The following is a 22,302-nucleotide window of genomic DNA, read 5'->3' on the forward strand; positions in this document are numbered from 1 at the left end:
GCCCTTACTTGAAGCTTGTAGCTTGCAACTTGAAACTGGCACCTCATCCCCATGACTATGTTTCATATCCCTTCTAATTAGCGCTTGGGTTAGAATGCCCTCCTTTTCTGCCCCCGATCCTTGAGGACCGCCATGTTCAGCCGTGATTTGACTATTGCCAAGTACGACGCCGATCTCTTCGCCGCCATGGAGCAAGAAGCCGTGCGCCAGGAAGAGCACATCGAGCTGATCGCTTCGGAAAACTACACCAGCCCAGCGGTCATGGAGGCTCAGGGTTCGGTTCTGACCAACAAGTACGCCGAAGGCTACCCAGGCAAGCGCTACTACGGCGGTTGCGAGTACGTCGACGTGGTTGAGCAACTGGCCATCGACCGTGCAAAAGAACTGTTCGGTGCCGATTACGCCAACGTCCAGCCGCATGCCGGTTCCCAAGCCAACAGCGCCGTGTACCTGGCCCTGCTGCAAGCGGGCGACACCATCCTGGGCATGAGCCTGGCCCACGGCGGTCACCTGACCCACGGCGCCACTGTTTCTTCCTCCGGCAAGCTGTACAACGCCGTTCAATACGGTATCGATGGCAACGGCCTGATCGACTACGACGAAGTCGAGCGCCTGGCTGTTGAACACAAGCCAAAAATGATCGTGGCCGGTTTCTCTGCCTACTCGCAAATCCTGGACTTCCCACGCTTCCGCGCTATCGCCGACAAGGTTGGCGCCTACCTGTTCGTCGACATGGCCCACGTGGCCGGTCTGGTCGCCGCTGGCGTCTACCCGAACCCGGTACCTTTCGCTGACGTGGTCACCACCACTACCCACAAGACCCTGCGCGGTCCACGTGGCGGCCTGATCCTGGCTCGCGCCAACGCCGACATCGAGAAGAAGCTGAACTCCGCCGTATTCCCGGGCGCCCAGGGCGGCCCGCTGGAGCACGTGATCGCGGCCAAGGCGATCTGCTTCAAGGAAGCCTTGCAGCCTGAGTTCAAGGTCTACCAGCAACAAGTGGTCAAGAACGCCAAGGCCATGGCCAGCGTGTTCATCGAGCGCGGTTTTGACGTGGTTTCCGGCGGTACTGAAAACCACCTGTTCCTGCTGTCGCTGATCAAGCAGGAAATCTCCGGTAAAGATGCTGACGCTGCCCTGGGCAAAGCCTTCATCACCGTGAACAAAAACTCCGTGCCGAACGACCCACGTTCGCCGTTCGTCACTTCCGGCCTGCGCTTCGGCACCCCGGCTGTGACCACTCGTGGCTTCAAGGAAGCAGAGTGCAAGGAACTGGCCGGCTGGATCTGCGACATCCTGGCAGATCTTTCCAACGAAGCCGTGATCGACGCAGTACGTGAGAAGGTCAAGGCCATCTGCAAGAAGCTGCCGGTGTACGGCGCTTGATTGCAGTTGCTTGAATGAAAAGCCCGGCTCTTGAGCCGGGCTTTTTTATGCAATCGAAAATTGAAATACGGTCACCTGTGGGAGCTGGCTTGCCTGCGATAGCGGGCTGTCAGTTAGCCCATCAGTGCCTGATGTACCGCTATCGCAGGCAAGCCAGCTCCCACAGTTTGAATGCATTGCAAGTCAAGGTTGGTAGACGCGCTGGAAGCCCTCGCGAATCTTGTCTTCCGGCAATTCATCGGCAATAAACACAATCACACTCTCCCGCGCCTCGCCCTCCTCCCATTCGGTATCCCAGTCGAACCCGTAGAGCTTGAGCACGCCCTGGAACACCATCCTGCGATCCTCCCCGGCGATGTTCAGCACGCCCTTGTAGCGCAGCAGTTGCTTGCCGTGATCTTCCAGCAGCGCGTTCATGAACTCGCTGAGACGGTCAATATCCAGCGGCTGCTCGGTGCGCAGTACCAGGCTGGAGATACGGTCGATGGACGGCGCCTTGCTGACCGGGCGCAGGCTCATGCCGGCGTTGAGGTTGAAGCCGCGCACATCGAGCAATTCGGCCAGGTCGATGGTGCCGTGATCGACCACCCGAATCGGCGCCCGACGGTTGATGCGGGTCAGGCGCTCGCTGAGGGCATCAAAGGTGGCGTCATCCACCAGATCGCGCTTGCTCACCAGCAGGCGGTCGGCAAAGCCGATCTGGGCCTGGGCGATGGTCTGGGTCAGGTGGTGCTCGGCGTGGGCCGCGTCCACCAGGGTGATGATGCCGTCGAGGATGTAGCGCTCACGCAGTTCCTCGTCGATGAAAAAGGTCTGTGCCACCGGCGCCGGGTCGGCCAGGCCGGTGGTCTCGATCACCAGGCGGTCGAAGGCAATTTCGCCGCTGTCCAGGCGTTCGAGCAGCAGGTACAGGGCCTTGGTCAGGTCGGTGTGGATAGTGCAGCACACGCAGCCGTTGGACAGGGTCATGACTTGCACCGGCTCATCGCCCAACAGTTGGGTGTCGATACCGGCATCACTGAATTCGTTTTCGATCACGGCGACTTTCAGGCCGTGCTCGGCTTTGAGCAGGTGACGCAGCAAGGTGGTCTTGCCGGCGCCGAGGAAGCCACTGAGGATGGTAACGGGGATGGGAGAGGACAAAGACAGTTCTCCTTATAACTGAAGGAACACAAAACAAATGTGGGAGCGGGCTTGCTCGCGAAAGCAATGTGTCAGCCAGCACATACATCAACTGACAAACCGCTTTCGCGAGCAAGCCCGCTCCCACATGGGATCACCGCCAGCCCGGGCTACCGGGTCAACAGCACTTGGGCCCACCCTTGCCACCGTAACGGGCCTCCTGGCGTTCCCGGAAGAACGCCTTGTAGTCCATCACCGGTTTGTCCGGGTGCTTGGTTTGCATATGCTCGACGTACGTGTCGTAGTCGGGCATGCCGACCATCAGGCGCGCGGCCTGACCGAGGTATTTACCGAGGCGACTGATGTCATTGAACATGGCTGCAATCCTCTATCACGCGTCCGGCAGGGCCTGGAACGGGGCTTCTTTATCCGTACGCTCTTTGTTGCCCCAGGCGGCTACGCCGACCTTGAGCGCATAGAACAGGATGCTGAACACCACGAACAGGAACATCGCCGTCAGCGTTGCGTTGGTGTACGCGTTGTAGATCACGTGCTGCATCTGGTCGATGTTCTTCGCCGGGGCGAGGATCTGGCCATTGGCCAATGCATCGCTGTACTTCTTCGCCAGCGACAGGAAGCCGATCGCCGGGTTGGCGTCGAACAGCTTGATGAAGCCTGCGGTAGTGGTGCAGATCAGCAGCCATACTGCCGGCAGCATGGTCACCCAGATGTAGCGTTGGCGTTTCATTTTGATCAGCACGACGGTCGCCAGCATCAGCGCGATACCCGCGAGCATCTGGTTGGAGATACCAAACAGCGGCCACAAGGTGTTGATGCCGCCCAGTGGGTCGATCACGCCTTGGTACAGCAGGTAACCCCACATAGCCACGCAACCGGCAGTCGCGATCAGGTTGGCGGTCCATGATTCGGTGCGTTTGAGCGAAGGCACGAAGGAGCCGAGCAGGTCCTGCAACATGAAGCGACCGGCGCGGGTACCGGCGTCAACCGCCGTCAGGATGAACAGAGCTTCGAACAGGATCGCGAAGTGATACCAGAACGCCATGGTGTTTTCACCCGGCAGCACACTGTGCAGGATCTGCGCGATACCCACGGCCAGGGTCGGCGCACCACCGGCTCGAGCCAGGATGGTGGTTTCACCGATGTCATGGGCGACGGCTTGCAGCGCCTCCGGGGTAATCGCAAAACCCCAGCTGCTGACGGTTTGCGCAACGGCAACGACATCGGCACCGACCACGGCGGCCGGGCTGTTCATGGCGAAGTACACGCCAGGCTCGATCACCGAAGCAGCAACCATCGCCATGATGGCCACGAACGACTCCATCAACATGCCGCCGTAACCGATGTAGCGGGCGTTGGTTTCGTTATCCAGCAGCTTGGGCGTGGTGCCCGAGGAGATCAGCGCGTGGAAACCCGAGACCGCGCCACAGGCAATGGTGATGAACAGGAACGGGAACAGGCCGCCCTTCCACACCGGGCCGGTGCCGTCGATGAACTGGGTCAGCGCGGGCATTTTCAGCTCTGGCATGGTGACCAGGATGCCGATGGCCAGGGCGATGATGGTGCCGATTTTCAGGAAGGTCGACAGGTAGTCACGCGGCGCCAGGATCAGCCATACCGGCAGTACCGCCGCGACGAAACCGTAGCCGATCAGCATCCAGGTGATTTGAATGCCGGTGAAGGTGAAGGCCTTGGCCCACACCGGGTCAGCGGCAATCTGCCCGCCCAGCCAGATCGAACCCAGCAGCAACAGCACGCCGATGACCGAGATTTCACCAATGCGGCCCGGGCGGATGTAACGCATGTACACGCCCATGAACATCGCAATCGGGATGGTCGCCATCACCGTGAAGATGCCCCACGGGCTCTCGGCCAGGGCCTTGACCACGATCAGCGCCAGCACCGCAAGGATGATGATCATGATCAGGAAGCAGCCGAACAGCGCGATAGTCCCCGGAATGCGGCCCATCTCTTCGCGGACCATATCCCCCAGGGAACGGCCGTTGCGCCGGGTGGACAGGAACAGGACCATGAAGTCCTGCACCGCGCCGGCCAGTACCACACCGGCAATCAGCCAGAGCGTGCCGGGCAGGTAGCCCATTTGCGCCGCCAGCACCGGGCCGACCAAGGGGCCTGCACCGGCAATCGCCGCAAAGTGGTGACCGAAAAGGATATGTTTGTTGGTCGGCACATAGTCCAGACCGTCGTTGTTGATCACTGCGGGGGTGGCCCGCCGTGGATCGAGTTGCATCACGTTATTCGCGATGAACAAGCTGTAGTAGCGGTATGCAACCAGGTAGATGGCCACAGCAGCGACCACAATCCACAAGGCGTTGATCGCCTCGCCGCGGCGCAAGGCCACTACGCCAAGGGCGCACGCTCCTACGATTGCCAGCACCAGCCAGGGTAGGTGGCGTAGCAGGCTATTATTATTTTTCATTTTTATATTCCAGCCAGGGTGGACAGAAAGGACAGCCGCTCCGAGTTTAGCGCTGTTGGCTTTAAAGACCACCCCCCTACGTTGGTCTAGAGCCTTCAGCGGGCAAAAAAAGCAGAAATACCAGCCCAATAATGGCGCAGGGCTACAATCCTTCTATCTCCAGAGGGCTTCACCATGACCGAGCAACCGTCTGACCGCCGCCGTTTCCGCAGGATCGCCTTTGACGCCAAGACTGAACTGCGGCAGAACGGCCGGGAATGGCCAGTGCAATTGGTGGATCTGTCGCTAAAGGGTCTGTTGGTGCAACGGCCCGAGGACTGGAAGGGCAACAAAGCATTGCCGTTCGACGTCGACATACGCCTGGACCCCAAGGCCCATATCAAGATGCAGGTACGACTGGCCCATGATGATCGCGGCCAGTTGGGCTTTGTGTGCAAAGACATCGACCTGGAGTCGATCAGCCACCTGCGGCGGCTGATCGAGTTGAATCTGGGCGACCAGGAAGAGTTGGAGCGGGAGCTGGGGGCGCTGCTGGAGGTGTGAGGGCTCAGGGAAATGCCGTACGTGCCGGGAAGTCGCTTTCCGTGTCCCAGTAACCGGCTTTCTGCGTGGATGCCCCATGCCACTGCCCCCCTACCCAACGGTAGGTCTGGTAGCGCGTGGCAAAATCATCGTCACCGTCGCCGTCCATGAATGACGAGACTTGCAAGAGTTCATCCGCACCGCCGCCAGCAGGCGTCGAAACCTTCCAGGCCGCCTTGCCGGTGCTGGCCAGGATAAGTGGCTTGAGTTTGCCATCCGCGTCCTGGTAGCCCACCGGCTCCAGTTGCTGCTTGGCAGGCAGCAACAATTGCGTGGCCGGGCCGCTGTAGCTGCCCATTGGGGCGGTCTGGTCGATGGTCAAAAAATACACAGGCTCCGGCTGCCCGTTGAGCGCGGCCTTCTTGACCTTGGCCAGCGGGTAGCCGAGGTCCTTGTGCGCTATCACCGCGCCGGAGGCCGACACCAAACGCACCTGGGCCTCTCGCAACGGGTTTTCAACCAGATCACCGGGCTCGTCGAACGAGTCTTCATCCAGCCCGCTGCCCCAGCTGTCCTTGTGCAATTGGGCGCTGATGCGCTGGTCTTCCAGCACCTGCAAGCTGCTGCCCTCTTGGGTGACCAGCGTTTGTGCCAGCCGATACCCCGCTGGCACGTCGGCCCGCGCCATGGCGGGCAATCCGACCAAGGTCATGAATAGGGCAAGCGCGCCCCAGCGATTCATTCGTTGCATGACGCCTATCCCTGAGTTATTCAAAAAGTGCATCCAATGCCTGTTCCAGGCGGGTCACCCCAATAATCTGTATCCCCGGCGGCGACTCCTTCGGCGCGTTGCCCTTGGGTACGATGGCACGCTTGAAGCCGTGCTTGGCGGCTTCCTTCAAGCGCTCCTGGCCACTTGGGACGGGCCGCACTTCGCCAGACAAGCCCACCTCACCAAACACCAACAGGTCGTGAGGCAACGGCCGGTTACGCAAACTGGACATCACCGCCGCCATCAACGCCAGGTCAGACGCGGTCTCCAGCACCTTGACCCCGCCCACCACGTTGAGGAACACGTCCTGGTCGTGGGTCGGAATGCCGCCATGCCGGTGCAATACCGCCAGCAGCATGGCCAAGCGGTTCTGATCCAGGCCCAGCGTGACACGCCGGGGGTTGGCCAGATGACTGTCATCCACCAGCGCCTGCACCTCCACCAACATCGGCCGGGTGCCTTCCCACGTTGCCATCACCACACTGCCCGGGACTTCTTCCTGGGCACGGGTCAGAAAAATCGCGGAGGGGTTGGAGACTTCTTTCAGCCCCCGGTCGGTCATGGCAAATACACCCAACTCGTTTACCGCACCGAAGCGGTTCTTCACCGCCCGCAGCAAACGCAGGCGGCCGTCGGATTCCCCCTCGAAATACAACACGGTATCGACCATATGCTCCAACACCCGTGGCCCGGCCAGTGCGCCTTCCTTGGTCACGTGGCCCACCAGGAAGATCGCCGTGCCGCTCTGCTTGGCATAACGCACCAGCAGCGCCGCACTCTCGCGCACCTGGGACACGCCGCCCGGTGCCGATTGCAGTTGCTCGGTGAAAATGGTCTGGATCGAGTCGATCACCATGACCTTGGGCTTTTCGATACGCGCCGTGGCGATGATGCTTTCGATGCAGGTTTCGGTCATCACCCGCAGCTGGTCCTGGGGCAAACCCAGGCGACGGGCGCGCATGGCCACTTGTTGCTGGGATTCTTCGCCGGTGACATACAGCGCCGGCATGCGGCTGGCGATGCTGCACAGGGTTTGCAGCAGGATGGTCGACTTGCCGATGCCGGGATCGCCGCCGATCAACACGACCGAGCCGTCCACCAGGCCGCCGCCGAGCACGCGGTCCAGTTCGCCGGACGCGGTGGAAAAACGCGGGATCTCTTCAACGCTGACTTCGGCCATGGTCTTGATCTGCGCCTGTTGCCCGGTCCAGCCCGCACGACCGGTGGGGGCTGCCGCGCCGCCGCTTTCGATCATGGTTTCGGTGAGGGTGTTCCACGCACCGCATTCACCGCACTGGCCGGCCCATTTGGGAAAGGTCGCGCCGCACTCCGTGCAGCCGTACATGCGCTTGGCCTTTGCCATATGAGAACCTCCAACCGAAAAACCGCGATGATAGCTCAGCGCGGCGTCGGGGTCCGGATTTCACCGTCGGCCAATCGTGAAGCACTGTTGCCGACCGGGTCTTCAGCGTTGAGGTCGGCGCCCTTGGCTTTGAGCGCGTCCAGCAACTCGATGCGCTTGAACAGCCCGGCGTACATCGCCGCCGTCTGCCCGGCGCCGTTGCGTTGGTCGGGGTTGCAGTCGGTGGCCAGCAGACGCTGGGCGATTTTCAGCTCGCCCTTGAAGATCGCGCCCATCAGCGCGGTGTTGCCGCGGTTGTCCTGCACGCAGGCGTCGGCGCCGGCCTCGAGCAGGCGCTCCACAAACGGTGCCTGGCCGTGATAGGCGGCGAGGATCAGCGCGGTGTAGCCCTTGTCGTCCCGGGTGTTGAGGCTGTAGCCGGAGTCGATAAACGTGTTGAGCATGTCGAGGTCGCCACGGCGGGCGGCGTCGAAATAGTAGTCCTGCAACTGCGCCTTGAGCGCCATCGGGTCGGGAGTCTCGGCCTGGGCGACAAAGGCCAGCATGGCCATCAGCAGGCCGATAGAAATACGCATGGGTGTTCTCCTGCCAAAGGTCGACGCCCGCTCACGGCCGCCGACCAGAACCAACGGATCAGTCAGTCAGTTTTTCTGCCAGCGCCTTCACGCGCGCCAAGTCACCCTTGGCGACCTTGGCCACGCCGGTGCCGTACTCCGGATCAGCCTTGTAGAGGAACGACAGGATGATGTGCTTGCTCTCGTCATCGGTGGTGGCCAGGGAGCCGCCGAAGTTGTCGATCAAGTCCTGACGCTCTTTCTTGCTGTAGGAACGGTACAAATCGCCGGCCTGCTTGAAGTTCTGCTCACGCTGGATCTTCGCCTGCTGGGTGCTGCCCACCAGCGCCGACTGGCTGTAGCGCGCGGTTTGCGGCTCTTGCCGCGGCTCGAGGCGGCTTGGCTGATAGTTCACGCCGCTGCTGGTCTTGCCAAGGTTCATCGCCCCGTCCTGGTTACCGTTGTTGACGGCCACCCGTGGCGCGTTGATCGGCAGTTGCAGGGCATTGGCGCCCAGGCGGTACATTTGGGTGTCGGCGTAGGAGAACACCCGGCCTTGCAGCAGGCGGTCTTCCGACGGTTCGATGCCAGGCACCAGGTTGGCCGGGGCCATGGCCACTTGCTCGGTCTCCTGGAAGACGTTGGCCGGGTTGCGGTTCAGCACCATCTGCCCGACTTTGCGTTGCGGCACATTCGGCCAGATCTTGGTGGCATCCAGCGGGTCGAAGTCGAACTTGGCCAGGTCTTCAGGCTTGAGCACCTGCACGTACAGGTCCCACTTGGGGAAATCGCCCTTGTTGATGTGGGTGACCAGGTCGTTGGTCATGTGGCTGTAGTCACGGCCCTGCACTTCGCTGACCTGCTTGGGATCGAGGTTCTTGATGCCTTGCAGGCTCTTCCAGTGGAACTTGACGTAGTGCACTTCACCCTTGGCGTTGATCAGCTTGTAGGCGTGCACACCGTTGCCGTCCATTTCGCGGTAGCTGGCTGGCGTACCGGAGTCGGAATACAGCTCGGTCAGCGTACGAGTCGCCTCCGGCACATGGGAGAAGAAGTCAAAGCGACGCGAATCGTCATCCAGGTTGGTACGCGGGTCCGGCTTGAAGGCGTGAACCATGTCCGGGAATTTGATGGCGTCGCGAATGAAGAACGTCGGGAAGTTGTTGCCTACCAGGTCCCAGTTGCCGTCAGCGGTGTAGAACTTGGTGGCAAAGCCGCGTGGGTCACGCAGGGTTTCCGGGGAGTGGTTGCCGTGGACCACGGCGGAGAAGCGCACGAACACCGGGGTGGCTTCGCCGGCGGCGAACACCTTGGCCTTGGTCAGGTCGCTGAGGCTGTCAGTGACGGTAAAGGTGCCGTGGGCGCCAGTGCCACGCGCGTGTACGACGCGCTCGGGGATACGTTCGCGGTCGAAGCGCTGCAGTTTTTGAATCAGTTGCACGTCCTGAAGCAGCACCGGGCCATTGGCGCCGGCGGTTTGCGAGTTCTGGTTATCGCCCACGGCAGCACCGTTGTCGCGGGTCAGGTTGGCGGCGTGTACAGACAGGGAAAGCAAGCTGGCGGTCACCAGTACCAGCGCGGATCGCGCTGCAACAGGCCCGCGGTTCATTGGGTTCTTCATCGAGGTTTCCTCTGGTTTTTTTAGTGCACATTCAGTTGTGCTTGCCAGAGGCTAGTGACCCGCGAGTCAGAAGATAAATAGAAAAGCCGTAACAACCCGATTGATAAAATAATCTGGTAAGCCACTGATTTGGCGCGTATTTCGCGCGCGATTGGTGGCACTTTGCAAACTATTTGCGTTTTAATGTGTCGATAAAAACCAACAGTGTTAACGGTTGTTTCAGGCAAGCCCTCTACGACTGACTTACACTGACCTCCACCCTCCTCATCTGTAACAAGGAATAACCTATGGGCGTGATCAGTGAGTTCAAGGCCTTCGCGGTCAAAGGTAATGTGGTCGACATGGCCGTCGGTATTATCATCGGCGCTGCCTTCGGCAAAATTGTTTCCTCGTTTGTAGGCGACGTGGTGATGCCTCCCATCGGTCTGTTGATCGGCGGCGTGGACTTCGGTGACTTGGCGATAACGCTCAAGGCCGCACAAGGCGATGTACCAGCCGTGGTGTTGGCGTACGGCAAGTTCATCCAGAGCGTGATCGACTTCGTGATCGTCGCGTTCGCGATCTTCATGGGCGTAAAGGCCATCAACCGCCTCAAGCGCGAAGAAGCCGTGGCCCCAAGCCTGCCGCCGACGCCGACCAAGGAGGAAGTGTTGCTGGGTGAGATCCGTGACCTGCTCAAGGCACAGAACGACAAGCCGCTTTAACAAAAAGCCGGCATGAAAAAGGCGCCTGCTTGAGGCGCCTTTTTTATTACCAGTAGTTTTCCACCGCCACCTGGCCTGGGCGTCGGCTCAGGCTCAGTTGCATGTCACGCTGTTTAAGCAACTGACGGGTGTCATCGACCATCTGCGGGTTGCCGCAAATCAGCACGCGGGAGTGCTCCGCCGTGAGTTCGACACCCGCGGCACGCTCCAACTCGCCATTCTCGATCAATGTGGTGATGCGCCCGTTCAACGCCCCCGGATGCTGCTCGCGGGTGACGATAGGGATGTAGGTGAGTTTGTGCGCGTACTCGGCCAGGTATTCACGCTCACCCAAGTCCTTGATCAGCGACTGGTAGGCCAGCTCCCGGGCTTCGCGAGCGCTGTAGACCAGGACGATGCGTTCAAATTTCTCCCAGACCTCAAAGTCCTGCAGGATCGACAGAAACGGCGCCACCCCGGTGCCGGTGCCCAGCAGCCACAGGTCACGCCCGTCGACAAAACGGTTGAGGGTCAGGAACCCCGTGGCCTGGCGCTCCACCATCAAGGTGTCGCCGACCTGCAAGCGGCTCAGCTCGCTGGTGAACTCACCGCCGGGCACCACGATGGAAAAAAAATCCAGATGCTCGTCAAACGGCGATGACACGATGGAATAAGCGCGCCACACGGTGCTGCCATCGGCCTTGGTCACGCCCAGGCGCACGAACTGGCCGGCGGTAAAACGAAAGCCTGGGTCACGCGTGGTGCGCAGGGTGAAGAGGCTGGGGGTCAGCGATTGCACGTCGAGCAACGTCTGCCGGGTAAATTTCTCAGCACTGGCCGTCATGGGGAACTCCGTTTTGCACAGGCCCCTAGTGTCCCTCAAAGCCAGGCGCGCAAACACCGTTGTTTTGTACTGGCATTACCGCGCTCCAAAGCGGCTGCGACTAAAAAACAGGATCAGACTGTTAATTTGGCGATACAACCGGGGGGAAATCACACCCACTAGTTGGGACTAACTATTTGGCTATTAACACTAGCCCGCCAACACACCAGATCAAACTACCCCTCTAAGCAGCTATCAAATTGACACTACCGTCAAACCCTTAAATACACTAAAGATGCCCAGACAAACCAAATTACTTATACAAAATCCCAGGCAGCGTACAGGCCAACATGGCGTAAAAATGCGATTCATATAACGTTTTTTTTGCTTTATTACGTAAGTCATGTCCTACACTAATTTTCGTGCAGCGATGGGATGAGGACGTACCCAGGCCACGTAGAACCCCATGGAGATTTACCAATGGTGAACTGGCGAAATACTCGGCTCCCCAAACTGGAAGATAAAAGCGAGATCGAAACTGTCTTTGACATGGTCACCCACCATATCCATGAACTCGGCTTCCAATACTGTTCCTTTACGATGAGTTCTCAACTACCCAGCAACGACACCAAACCGATTCACATCAACAACTATCCAAATGAATGGAGCGCACTTTATCAACAAGCGCACTTCTTCGAAGTAGACCCGATAGTTGCGCACTGCAAACGCTGTGTACTTCCCATTGTCTGGGAGGAGAAGGCCTTCAACGCGACACCCGGCTTATGGTCGCTGGCCCAATCCCTCGGCGTGCATCAAGCATGGACCCAACCCGTGCACGACTTCCAGGGCATCTACAGCATGTTGACGTTGGGGCGCAGCAGCGGCGAGGTCAGCCCGCAAGAGTTGTATGAAAAGGCCGGCAACGTTTTGTGGCTGTGCCATGCGATGCACGCGGTCGTCGCACAGCAATACGCAGACAGGTCCGGCATCAACGCTCCCACCACACTGACGTCGCGAGAAACGGAGATTCTCAAATGGTCAGGGATGGGCAAGACCGCGGAAGAAATCGCCAGCATTATCTCGATTTCGCCGCGTACGGTGGGCTTTCACATCAGCAGCGCACTCAAGAAGCTTGGCGTTACCAACAAGATCGCCGCCGTTCTTTGTGCGTCCAGGGCAGGGCTTTTCTAGCTGACGTAGAAACACCGCATGTAATCGCAGCGAAAAAAACGTAACATTTACGGCCAATTCTGAGTGATGAAGCAGCCCCCGGGTGTGGCTTCGTCGTTCACTCAGACGGTTTGGCCGATGCCCGCCGAACACCCATCGATGACCCAGAGCCTCCCCCGCCATGCCCCTGCTCGAAAGCCCCTTCGCCCAGCTCGATCTGATCCGCCAGCCAGAGCAACACAACGATCCGCTGCAAGCCTTCGACGCCGCCGACGAGTACCTGCTCAGCCATCTGGCGCAGCAACAACCAGACACGGCCACCCGCGTATTGGTACTCAACGACAGCTTCGGCGCCCTGGCCGCCAGCCTTGTTGGCCAGGTGCAAGTGACGTCCAGCGGCGACTCGTTTCTCGCGGCCCAGGGCCTTGAGAAAAACCTGGTGCGCAACGGCCAGGCCTTCGATGCGGTGACATTCATTCCGGCCAGCCAAACGCCAGGCGGGCCTTTCGACCGCGTACTGATCCGCGTGCCCAAGACCCTGGCGCTGCTGGAAGAACAACTGATCCGCCTGCAAGGCCAGCTCGCACCGGGCGCCGAAGTGATCGCCGGAGCCATGATCAAGCACCTGCCGCGGGCGGCCGGGGAGTTGCTGGAGCGCTACATCGGCCCGATGCACGCCTCGCTCGCGGTCAAAAAGGCTCGCCTGTTGATCGCCACCGTTGAAGAGCGCCCCGCCGCAGTCTCGCCCTACCCAACCCGCTACACGCTGGACAACCCGGCTATCGAACTGCTCAACCACGCCAACGTGTTCTGCCGCGAAGGCCTGGACATCGGCACCCGCGCCTTCCTCCCGCACCTACCGAAAAACCTCGGCAACGCCCGCGTGGCCGACCTCGGCTGCGGCAATGGCGTGCTGGCGATTGCCAGCGCCCTGCAAAACCCCGAGGCGCAGTACACCCTGCTGGATGAGTCCTACATGGCCGTGCAATCGGCGCAGGAAAACTGGCACGCCGCCCTCGGCCAACGCGACGTGAACGTGCGCGCCGCCGATGGCCTGGCCGGCCAGGAGCCTGATTCGCTGGACGTGGTGCTGTGCAACCCGCCCTTCCACCAGCAGCAGGTGGTCGGCGACTTCCTCGCCTGGCGCATGTTCCTGCAGGCGCGCGAAGCGCTGGTGGTCGGTGGCGCCCTCTATATAGTCGGCAACCGTCATTTGGGTTATCACAGCAAATTGGCACGGCTGTTCCGTGGTGTCGAACAAGTGGCCGCCACGCCGAAATTCGTCATCCTCAAAGCGCGCAAATAAAAAAACCCTGCTTCTCTCGCGAAAAACAGGGTTGAAAAGCCGGGCGGTCAAGCCCGGTTGGGATGTCAGTGGGTGGTCAGGCCGGCCGCATTCATGAACATGCGCATCAGGCTGGCCACGACAAACAGGGCCAGCACGCTGCCGGTCCAGATCATCGCCAACCACCCCAGGCGCCGCCACAACGGCTGCTTCTCGGCCTGCTCAATCTCGTGCAACGAAGGTTTGCCGGACATGAAACGAGCCTCCTAGTGATAACCGTCTTCGTGGGTGACCTTGCCGCGGAACACGTAGTAGCTCCAGAAGGTGTAGCCCAGGATGAACGGGATGATGAACAGCGTGCCCACCAGCATGAAGCCCTGGCTTTGCGGCGGCGCGGCGGCGTCCCAGATCGACACGGAGGGCGGAATGATGTTCGGCCACAAGCTGATTCCCAGGCCGCTGTAGCCGAGGAAGATCAGCACCAGCGTCAGCAGGAACGGCGTGTAATGCGCGTTGCGCGCCACCGCACGGATCAGCCCGTACAAGGTCACCAGCACCAGGATCGGCACCGGCATGAACCAGAACAGGTTCGGCAGGGTAAACCAGCGCGAGGCGATTTCCGGGTGCGCCAGCGGCGTCCAGATACTGACGATGCCAATCACCGCCAACAGCCCGAAGGCCAACGGCCGCCCCAGGTTGTGCATCTTTTCCTGCAAGGGGCCTTCGGTCTTCATGATCAGCCAGGTGCAGCCCAGCAATGCATAGGCGACGATCAACGCCACACCGCAGAACATCGTGAACGGCGTCAGCCAATCCAACGAACCGCCGGCAAACTGGCGGTCTACCACCGGAATGCCGTCGATAAACGCCCCCAGCGCCACACCCTGGAAGAAGGTGGCCGTCAACGAGCCGCCGATGAACGCCTTGTCCCACAGGTGACGCTTGGCGTCCTTGGCCTTGAAGCGGAACTCGAAGGCCACGCCGCGGAAGATCAGCCCGATCAGCATCAGGATCAGCGGCAGGTACAACGCCGACAACACCACCGAATAGGCCAGCGGGAAGGCGCCGAACAACGCCGCGCCGCCCAGTACCAGCCAGGTTTCGTTGCCGTCCCACACCGGGGCGACGGTGTTCATCATCACGTCACGGTCGGTCTTGCCGGGGATAAACGGAAAGAGGATGCCGATACCCAGGTCGAAGCCGTCCATGACCACGTACATCATGATGCCGAAGATGATGATCACGGCCCAGATCAGCGGAAGATCAATACCCATCTCAATGCCCCTTGTGCTGGATGTCGACGTGGTCGTCGTCGGAGCCATCATCGGCCGCCGACAATGGACGCGCCGGTGTACGTTTCTGGCCAGGGCCACCGTGAGTCGGTTCGGTACTTTCGTGGGCCACCGGACCTTTGCGCACCAGGCGCATCATGTAGCCCAGGCCGGCGCCGAACAGCGCGAAGTACACCACCACGAACAGCACCAGGGTGATGGTCATCTGCGCCAGGCTATGCCCGGAGGACGCATCCGCCGTGCGCATCAACCCGTAGACCACCCACGGCTGACGGCCGATTTCGGTGGTGAACCAGCCGGCGAGAATCGCGATCAACCCGGACGGCCCCATCCACAACGCCAGGTACAGGAACGGCCTGGACGTGTACATCTTGCCGCCCCGGCGCAGCCAGAGGCTGAACAGGCCGGTGAAGATCATCAGGAAGCCCAGGCCGACCATGACCCGGAACGACCAGAACACGATGGTCGAGTTGGGGCGGTCTTGCGGCGGGAACTCCTTGAGGGCCGGCACCTGCTTGTCCAGGGAGTGGGTCAGGATCAGGCTGCCCAGGTACGGGATTTCCACGGCGTATTTGGTTTTCTCGGCCTTCATATCCGGCCAGCCGAACAGGATCAGCGGGGTCGGCTCGTTGCCGATGTTCTCCCAGTGGCCTTCAATCGCGGCGATTTTCGCCGGCTGGTGCTTCAAGGTGTTGAGGCCGTGGAAGTCGCCGATCACCGCCTGGATAGGCGCGACGATCAGGGCCATCCACATTGCCATCGAGAGCATTTTGCGGATCGCCGGGTTGTCCTTGCCCCGCAGCAAGTGCCAGGCCGCCGAGGAGCCGACGAAGAACGCGGTCGCCACGAAAGCCGCCGTGGCCATGTGCGCCAGGCGATACGGGAACGACGGGTTGAACACCACGGCGAACCAATCGGTCGGAATCACTCGGCCGTCGATGATCTCAAAGCCCTGGGGCGTCTGCATCCAGCTGTTGGACGAGAGGATCCAGAAGGTGGAGATCAACGTACCGATGGCCACCATCACGGTGGAGAAGAAGTGCAGGTTGCGCCCGACCTTGTTCCAGCCAAACAGCATCACCCCAAGGAAACCGGCCTCAAGGAAGAAGGCCGTAAGCACTTCGTACGTAAGCAGCGGCCCGGTAACGGCACCGGCGAAGTCCGAGAAGCGGCTCCAGTTGGTGCCAAACTGGTAAGCCATGACCAAACCGGAAACCACGCCCATGCCGAAGTTGACGGCAAAGATCTTCGACCAGAAATGGTAGAGGTCACGGTAGGTGTCGTTGCGGGTCTTGAGCCACAAGCCTTCCAGCACCGCAAGGTAACTGGCCAGGCCGATGGTGATCGCCGGGAACAGGATGTGGAACGAGATGGTGAACGCGAATTGAATTCGGGCGAGATCTAGCGCCTCCAAACCGAACATAAGTCTTCCTCTGTCAGGTAATACCGGCTGCTGGCGGGAGCCTGCACCCACTGCCCCCACGGATATGGAGTGTGTCGAATTTCAATTCGTTCTTTTTTTAACCAACCACGTAGGGAATCTGGCCTCTCGGCCGCCAGGACAATCCCCATGACGGGTTTTGATCTGGATCAAGCATTGGTGAAAGAGTAGCCCCAATTTCGCCGCAGGACGGCGTGGTCTTTTGCCGCGTGACAGACTGTCTCAGCTCAGTTCTTGCAACTATCTGTTACAGCTTGATGCTAATCTCGGCGCTCCCTTCGGCCTTGACCTGAATTCCCGATGCCCAGTGAACCCGCGTTGCTGTTACGCCACCACCGCCCTTTCATCGCGTTCTGGCTGGCGCGCATCTTCACCGCCAGCGGCTTCCAGATGCTCACCGTGGCCATCGGCTGGAACCTCTACCAACTGACCGGCAACGTGCTGGACCTGGGTTTGGTCGGCCTGGTGGAGTTCGTGCCACGCGTACTGTTCATGCTGCACACCGGACATGTGGCCGACCGCTATGAGCGACGCAAGGTCGCCGCGATCTGTCAGACCGTACAGGCGTTGATCGCATTATCCCTGGCCATCGGCGGCCTGACCGGCAGCGTGACCCGCGAGATGATCTTTATCCTCGCCTTCGTGCTGGGCGCCGCACGCTCCTTCGAAATGCCGACCACCCAGGCACTGCTACCGAGCATCGTGCCCAGCGCGCTGTTCCCGCGTGCCGTGGCCTCGTCGCAGTCGGCCCAGCAACTGGCAACCATCGTCGCCCCGGCGCTGGGCGGTTTGCTCTACGCCTTTGGCAGCGTGTGGGTCTACGGCCCCACTGTGGTGCTGTACTTGATTGCCTGCGTACTGACCCTCAACCTGCCCGCACGCCAGACCCCGCTGAACAAAGGCAAGGCCACCCTGGATTCGTTGCTGGCCGGCATCCGTTTTATCCGCAGCCGCCCGGACATCCTCGGCGCCATTTCCCTGGACCTGTTCGCCGTATTGTTGGGCGGCGCCACCGCATTGCTGCCGGTGTTCGCCAAGGACATCCTGCTGACCGGCGCCTGGGGCCTGGGCCTGTTGCGTTCGGCACCGGCGGTGGGCGCGTTGTTGATGTCGTTGTGGCTGGCGCGCTTCTCGGTGGACCGCCACGTCGGCCGCGTGATGTTCACCGCCGTCGGGGTGTTCGGTGTGGCGACCATTGCGTTCGGCCTGTCCACTTCGTTCTGGTTTTCGTTGGCGGTGCTGGTGGTGCTGGGCGCGGCAGACATGATCAGCATGGTGATCCGTGCATCGTTCGTGCAGCTGGAGACGCCGGATGAAATGCGCGGCCGCGTCAGCGCGGTCAACGGCCTGTTTATCGGCGCGTCGAATCAGTTGGGCGAGTTTGAATCGGGGATTACCGCCCACTGGTTCGGCACCGTGCCGGCGGTGGTCATGGGCGGGATCGGCACGCTGGTGGTGACCGGGGTGTGGATCAAACTGTTCCCGACCCTGGCCAACCGCGACCGCATGCACGTGCCGGTTGAAGAAACAAAAGCATAAGGCCCGGTTCCCACACGGGTGCTGGGCAGGGCCGGTAAAGTGCTGTCAAAGCACTTTATCGAGGGTGATCGGAAAGTCCCTGACCCGCTTGCCCGTGGCGTGATACACCGCATTCGCCACCGCCGCCGCCACCCCGACAATACCGATCTCACCCACCCCCTTGGAGCCCAGCGCATTGACGATCTCGTCGTGTTCCTCGACGAATACCACGTCAATCTCACCGATGTCCGCATTCACCGGAATGTGATACTCGGCCAGGCTGTGGTTCATGATGCGCCCCAAGTGGTGGTCGGTCTGGGTTTCTTCATGCAGGGCCATACCGATGCCCCACACCACCCCGCCGAGAATCTGGCTGCGCGCCATTTTCGGATTCACCACGCGCCCGGCCGCAATCGCGCTGACCACCCGGCTGACCTGGATGGTGCCCAAGTCTTCATCCACCCGTACTTCCACAAACACCGCAGAATGCGTGGCGCTGGCATAGCCCCCGCGTTTCTCGTCCGGCTCGCTGTCGACCTGCACCTGCAACGCGTCTTCACCACTGTCCTTGACCAGTTGGGCCAGCGATACACTCACATCACCGGTGTGCAGGTGGCCGTCGTCAAAGCGCACCGACTCGGCGTCCTTGAACACCGGATACGTCTGTCGCGCAATCTCCAGCAGTTTGGCCGCCAATGCTTCGCAGGCTTGCTGAACGGCGGTGCCCACCGAAGACACGGTAAACGAGCCGCCCTGCAGCGGGGCCGTGGGCAATGAGGAATCGCCGAGCAGAAACTCGACATTTTCCAGCGCCACGCCGCTGGCCTGGGCTGCAATCTGGGTCATGACCGTATAGGTGCCGGTGCCGATATCGGTGGTGGCGCTGCTGACGGTGAGCTTGCCCTCGGCGTCGATCCGCGCCTTGGCACTGGCTTTCATCTGCATCGCCTCCCACACCCCCCCGGCCATGCCCCAACCGATCAGTTGGCGCCCCTCGCGCATGCTGCGCGGTTCCGGGTTACGCCGCTGCCAGCCGAAACGCTTGGCGCCTTCGCTGTAGCATTCACGCAACGCCTTGCTGGACCAGGGCTTGTCTTCGTTCTGGTTGCGCTCGGCGTAATTGGTCAGGCGCAGTTGCACCGGGTCGACCCCCAGCGCGCAGGCCAGTTCGTCCATTGCACACTCCAGACCGATCACCCCCAGTGCAGCACCCGGGGCGCGCATGTCCAGCGGGGTAAACACATCCAGCGGCACCAGGTTGTAGGTCAATTGCACGTTGTCGCAGTGGTAGAGCATGCCGCTCCACTCAACCACATGCTCGCTGAAGTCCTCGAAGCGTGAGGTCTGGCCGGTGGCGGTGTGGCCGAGTGCGACCAGCTTGCCATCGGCGGCGGCGCCCACTTGCAGACGCTGCAAGGTGCGCGGCCGGTAGCCGAAGGTGAACATCTGCTGGCGCGTCAGGGTCACGCGAACCGAGCGTTTGAGCGCCAGCGACGCCATCACCGCCAGTGGCAACTGGTACTGCGGGCGCAGGCCGGAACCGAACGCGCCGCCCACAAACGCGGCAAAGATCCGCACCTGGCTTTTATCCAGGCCAAACACTTTCTGCACATAGGCCTGACAGTTCTGCGGGCCCTGGGTTTTGTCATGGATGTGCAGCGTGCCATCGCTCTGGTACAGCACCGTGCTGGCATGGGGCTCCATGGGGTTGTGATGTTCGATGGGGGTGCTGTAGTTCAGGTCCAGGCTGACGGCGGCGGCGCGCCATTGCGCCTGGAAGTTGCCGCGCGGCTTCGGCGGGGTCTGGGGCGATGGGTAGGCGTGTTGCTGCTGGGCGATCAAGTCAGTGTCAAAGGCTTCGCTCGCATACTCGATCTCCACCAGCGAACCGGCATGGCGCGCCAGTTCCAGGTTATCGGCGATGACCAGGGCCAGTGGCTGACCGCTGTACAGCACCCGGTCGTTGTACAGCGGGCGGAACGGCGAGCCGTCCGCCGCATCGGCGTCGGCGAAAGCCTCGTCATAACTGGCGATCTTTGGCCGGTTGAGGTGGTCGAGCACCATGATCACGCCCGGCAACGCCAGGGCTTTGGAGGCATCGACCTTGATGACTCGGCCCTTGGCGACAGAGCTGGACACGACGCTGCCGTGGAGCAGACCGTCTTCGGGAAACTCACCCGCATAACGCGCCTGGCCGGTGACCTTGAGCAGGCCGTCGACACGGTCCAAGGGTTTGCCGATAGCGCTCATGGTTGTTCTCCCGCGACAGCGGCGTCGCTCAAGGCACGGATGATCGCGCGGCGCGCCAGTTTGAGTTTGAAGCCGTTGTGCGCCAGCGGCACGGCGTCTTGCAGCAGCGCGTCAGCCGCGGCACTGAAGGTTTCGCGACTGACCGTCTGGCCGATCAGCAACGCTTCCACGGCGCGGTCACGCCAGGGTTTGTGGGCAACGCCGCCAAGGGCCAGGCGCGCATCGATGATCTGGTCGCCGTCCAGCTCCAACGCCGCGGCGACGGACACCAGCGCAAAGGCGTACGACGCACGGTCGCGTACCTTCAGATAATGACTGTGGTTTGCCAGTTGATCAGCCGGCAACTCAACGGCTGTGATCAGTTCATCGTCGGCCAACAGGTTGTCCCGCTGCGGCGTGTCGCCGGGCAGGCGGTGGAAGTCGGCAAACTCAATGATCCGCACACCGCCGCGCCCCTCCACATGGACCCGTGCCTCGAGTGCCGCCAGGGCCACGCACATGTCGGAAGGATGGGTGGCGACACACTGGTCGCTGGCACCGAGGATCGCGTGGATGCGGTTCAGGCCGGTCAGCGCCGGGCAGCCACTGCCGGGCTCGCGCTTATTGCACGGCACGCCGGTGTCATAAAAGTAGTAACAGCGGGTGCGCTGCAACAGGTTGCCGCCGGTACTGGCCATATTGCGCAGTTGCGGCGAGGCGCCGGCCAGGATCGCCTGGGACAGCAGCGGGTAGCGTTGCTCGATCAGCGGATGCCAGGCCAGGTCGGCGTTGCTCACCATCGCGCCGATCAACAGGCCGCCATCAGCGCTTGCCTTGATGTCATGCAGCGGCAAGCCCGTGATGTCGATGAGGTGCTGGGGACGGCTGATGTTTTCTTTCATCAGGTCCAGCAAGTTGGTGCCACCGGCAATAAAACGCGAGGTGGCACTGCTCAGGTGCACCGCTTCACGCACATCCACGGGTTTGCTGTAGTGGAAGGGGTTCATCGCTCACCTCCCACGACGTCTTCAATAGCCTCGCGAATGTTGCTGTATGCCCCGCAGCGGCACAGGTTGCCACTCATCAGTTCCTGGATCTGCGCGGCGTCATGGGCACGGCCTTCATTCATCAGGCCCACTGCGGAGCAAATCTGGCCCGGCGTGCAGTAACCGCACTGGAAGGCGTCGCGCTGGATAAACGCCTGCTGCATCGGGTGCAGAGTGTCACCGTCGGCCAGGCCTTCGACGGTGGTCAACTCGGCGCCATCGCACATCACCGCCAGGGTCAGGCAGGCATTCACGCGCTTGCCGTCACGCAACACCGTGCAGGCGCCGCATTGGCCGTGGTCGCAGCCTTTTTTGCTACCGATCAGGTCAAGCTGCTCGCGCAACAAGTCCAGCAGGGTGGTCCAGGGCAGCACGTCCAACTGGCGTTCCTGGCCATTGAGGCGCAGGCGGATCGAGTGGCTGACGAACGGCTGAGCCGTCGCGCCATGGGAAGTTGCGCTCATAAACACCTCACGGGTTGGTGTACATCCGCGGCGTTCAGGAAATTCGCCGTCTCAGGGGTACGACTTCCCGGGGTTTTGAGCGTTCAAGATGATTGATCAGCGGATATTGAGCAGGGTCTTGAGGGTGTTCTGCGGGCCGTTGATCGACGAATTGCTGTATTCGAACCAGCCCTGGTCCTCGACATTCAGGTCGAACACGTAGATGTAACCCATCACCGTGCCCGCGCCACTGCACACCTGGCTGACGTTGCCGACCTGGCACACCGGCGTGCGCTGCCCGTTCAATTCGGCGCCGTTGAAGCGGCCCACGGGGTTGTTGCCCAGGCCGACTTCCATCACCGAAACCTTGGTGGGCCCGCGGTGCGTACACATCTGGGTGCCTTGCGCGCGCTCCGGGATGGTTTCGGTGCAACCGGCCGATTGAACCTGGAACACCCGCACCTCGCTCAACGGCGGTGCAGTCGCGCCCCACGCCGGTGCTGCGCCGAGCCACAGGCCGATACAGGGGATCAGAGCTAGACTCCACGCGTTGGCTTTTTTCATGCTGTGAATG

Annotated in this window: 21 protein-coding genes; 6 read left to right on the top strand and 15 right to left on the bottom strand. The window is 61.2% G+C overall.

What is annotated here, in order from left to right; genetic code table 11:
• Positions 1 to 132: 132 nt before the first annotated feature.
• Entirely contained in the window at positions 133 to 1,386 is a 1,254-nt protein-coding gene (gene glyA / locus AC3ISR_RS24385) for a serine hydroxymethyltransferase (protein ID WP_463983878.1), read from the top strand.
• A 183-nt stretch (positions 1,387 to 1,569) separates the two neighbouring features.
• Here the strand turns inward: glyA and yjiA are convergent, their stop codons facing one another.
• The 3 genes from yjiA to AC3ISR_RS24400 form a co-directional block, all read right to left on the bottom strand.
• Entirely contained in the window at positions 1,570 to 2,529 is a 960-nt protein-coding gene (yjiA, locus tag AC3ISR_RS24390; protein WP_463983879.1) for a GTPase, read from the bottom strand.
• 157 nt (positions 2,530 to 2,686) lie between these two features.
• A complete protein-coding gene (locus tag AC3ISR_RS24395; RefSeq protein ID WP_003194308.1) occupies positions 2,687 to 2,884 on the bottom strand; it encodes a YbdD/YjiX family protein in 198 nt (65 codons plus the stop codon).
• A 15-nt stretch (positions 2,885 to 2,899) separates the two neighbouring features.
• Positions 2,900 to 4,966 (bottom strand): carbon starvation CstA family protein, encoded by a 2,067-nt coding sequence (locus AC3ISR_RS24400; RefSeq protein WP_192298969.1) that lies wholly within the window; start codon positions 4,964 to 4,966, stop codon positions 2,900 to 2,902.
• Positions 4,967 to 5,140: 174 nt separating this feature from the next.
• On the opposite strand from AC3ISR_RS24400, the gene AC3ISR_RS24405 reads away from it, so the two are divergent.
• Positions 5,141 to 5,509 carry a PilZ domain-containing protein gene (locus tag AC3ISR_RS24405; RefSeq protein ID WP_226455766.1) on the top strand — a complete coding sequence of 123 codons (369 nt, stop codon included), beginning with the start codon at positions 5,141 to 5,143 and terminating at the stop codon, positions 5,507 to 5,509.
• Between the two features lie 4 nt (positions 5,510 to 5,513).
• Here AC3ISR_RS24405 and AC3ISR_RS24410 read toward each other — a convergent pair whose 3' ends face one another.
• From AC3ISR_RS24410 to katB, 4 genes are read right to left on the bottom strand one after another with little or no spacing between them, the layout of a single operon-like run.
• A complete protein-coding gene (locus AC3ISR_RS24410; protein ID WP_463983880.1) occupies positions 5,514 to 6,239 on the bottom strand; it encodes a hypothetical protein in 726 nt (241 codons plus the stop codon).
• A 16-nt stretch (positions 6,240 to 6,255) separates the two neighbouring features.
• The gene (gene radA / locus AC3ISR_RS24415) at positions 6,256 to 7,623 is read right to left on the bottom strand and encodes a DNA repair protein RadA (RefSeq protein WP_489324497.1); all 1,368 of its coding nucleotides are present in this window, start codon (positions 7,621 to 7,623) and stop codon (positions 6,256 to 6,258) included.
• Between the two features lie 35 nt (positions 7,624 to 7,658).
• A complete protein-coding gene (locus AC3ISR_RS24420) occupies positions 7,659 to 8,198 on the bottom strand; it encodes an ankyrin repeat domain-containing protein (protein WP_192298972.1) in 540 nt (179 codons plus the stop codon).
• Positions 8,199 to 8,256: 58 nt separating this feature from the next.
• Positions 8,257 to 9,798: a catalase KatB gene (katB, locus tag AC3ISR_RS24425; RefSeq protein ID WP_463983881.1), complete on the bottom strand. Its 1,542-nt coding sequence runs from the start codon at positions 9,796 to 9,798 to the stop codon at positions 8,257 to 8,259.
• A 287-nt stretch (positions 9,799 to 10,085) separates the two neighbouring features.
• Here katB and mscL point away from each other — a divergent pair, with 287 nt between their 5' ends.
• On the top strand, positions 10,086 to 10,502 hold the full coding sequence (mscL, locus tag AC3ISR_RS24430; protein ID WP_017737414.1) for a large-conductance mechanosensitive channel protein MscL: 417 nt from the start codon (positions 10,086 to 10,088) through the stop codon (positions 10,500 to 10,502).
• Between the two features lie 46 nt (positions 10,503 to 10,548).
• On the opposite strand, the gene AC3ISR_RS24435 is transcribed toward mscL, so the two are convergent.
• Positions 10,549 to 11,325, bottom strand: a complete 777-nt coding sequence (locus AC3ISR_RS24435; protein WP_463983882.1) for a ferredoxin--NADP reductase — start codon at positions 11,323 to 11,325, stop codon at positions 10,549 to 10,551.
• A gap of 459 nt (positions 11,326 to 11,784) precedes the next feature.
• Here AC3ISR_RS24435 and AC3ISR_RS24440 point away from each other — a divergent pair, with 459 nt between their 5' ends.
• Together AC3ISR_RS24440 and AC3ISR_RS24445 are read left to right on the top strand one after the other, a co-directional pair.
• The gene (locus AC3ISR_RS24440; protein WP_192298975.1) at positions 11,785 to 12,495 is read left to right on the top strand and encodes a helix-turn-helix transcriptional regulator; all 711 of its coding nucleotides are present in this window, start codon (positions 11,785 to 11,787) and stop codon (positions 12,493 to 12,495) included.
• 160 nt (positions 12,496 to 12,655) lie between these two features.
• Positions 12,656 to 13,780 (top strand): methyltransferase, encoded by a 1,125-nt coding sequence (locus AC3ISR_RS24445; protein ID WP_463983883.1) that lies wholly within the window; start codon positions 12,656 to 12,658, stop codon positions 13,778 to 13,780.
• A 65-nt stretch (positions 13,781 to 13,845) separates the two neighbouring features.
• On the opposite strand, the gene AC3ISR_RS24450 is transcribed toward AC3ISR_RS24445, so the two are convergent.
• The 3 genes from AC3ISR_RS24450 to AC3ISR_RS24460 are packed head-to-tail and all read right to left on the bottom strand — an operon-like array spanning position 13,846 to position 16,474.
• Complete coding sequence (locus AC3ISR_RS24450) at positions 13,846 to 14,013, bottom strand: DUF2474 domain-containing protein (protein WP_010206690.1); 168 nt, start codon at positions 14,011 to 14,013, stop codon at positions 13,846 to 13,848.
• A gap of 12 nt (positions 14,014 to 14,025) precedes the next feature.
• Positions 14,026 to 15,033: a cytochrome d ubiquinol oxidase subunit II gene (gene cydB / locus AC3ISR_RS24455; RefSeq protein WP_463983884.1), complete on the bottom strand. Its 1,008-nt coding sequence runs from the start codon at positions 15,031 to 15,033 to the stop codon at positions 14,026 to 14,028.
• A gap of 1 nt (position 15,034) precedes the next feature.
• Complete coding sequence (locus AC3ISR_RS24460; RefSeq protein ID WP_192298978.1) at positions 15,035 to 16,474, bottom strand: cytochrome ubiquinol oxidase subunit I; 1,440 nt, start codon at positions 16,472 to 16,474, stop codon at positions 15,035 to 15,037.
• Between the two features lie 318 nt (positions 16,475 to 16,792).
• On the opposite strand from AC3ISR_RS24460, the gene AC3ISR_RS24465 reads away from it, so the two are divergent.
• Entirely contained in the window at positions 16,793 to 18,031 is a 1,239-nt protein-coding gene (locus AC3ISR_RS24465) for an MFS transporter (protein ID WP_463983885.1), read from the top strand.
• 45 nt (positions 18,032 to 18,076) lie between these two features.
• Here AC3ISR_RS24465 and AC3ISR_RS24470 read toward each other — a convergent pair whose 3' ends face one another.
• The 4 genes from AC3ISR_RS24470 to AC3ISR_RS24485 all read right to left on the bottom strand — a co-directional run bounded on the left by AC3ISR_RS24470 (position 18,077) and on the right by AC3ISR_RS24485 (position 22,292).
• Complete coding sequence (locus AC3ISR_RS24470) at positions 18,077 to 20,260, bottom strand: xanthine dehydrogenase family protein molybdopterin-binding subunit (protein ID WP_463983886.1); 2,184 nt, start codon at positions 20,258 to 20,260, stop codon at positions 18,077 to 18,079.
• The gene (locus tag AC3ISR_RS24475; RefSeq protein WP_463983887.1) at positions 20,257 to 21,246 is read right to left on the bottom strand and encodes an FAD binding domain-containing protein; all 990 of its coding nucleotides are present in this window, start codon (positions 21,244 to 21,246) and stop codon (positions 20,257 to 20,259) included. Before AC3ISR_RS24475 ends, AC3ISR_RS24470 begins: the two co-directional genes overlap by 4 nt.
• Positions 21,243 to 21,749, bottom strand: a complete 507-nt coding sequence (locus AC3ISR_RS24480) for a (2Fe-2S)-binding protein (protein WP_226455774.1) — start codon at positions 21,747 to 21,749, stop codon at positions 21,243 to 21,245. The genes AC3ISR_RS24475 and AC3ISR_RS24480 overlap by 4 nt, the downstream gene beginning before the upstream one ends.
• Positions 21,750 to 21,845: 96 nt before the next feature.
• Entirely contained in the window at positions 21,846 to 22,292 is a 447-nt protein-coding gene (locus AC3ISR_RS24485) for a DUF4879 domain-containing protein (RefSeq protein WP_192298982.1), read from the bottom strand.
• Positions 22,293 to 22,302 lie beyond the last annotated feature (10 nt).

Source organism: Pseudomonas sp. GL_117 (genome assembly GCF_057835125.1).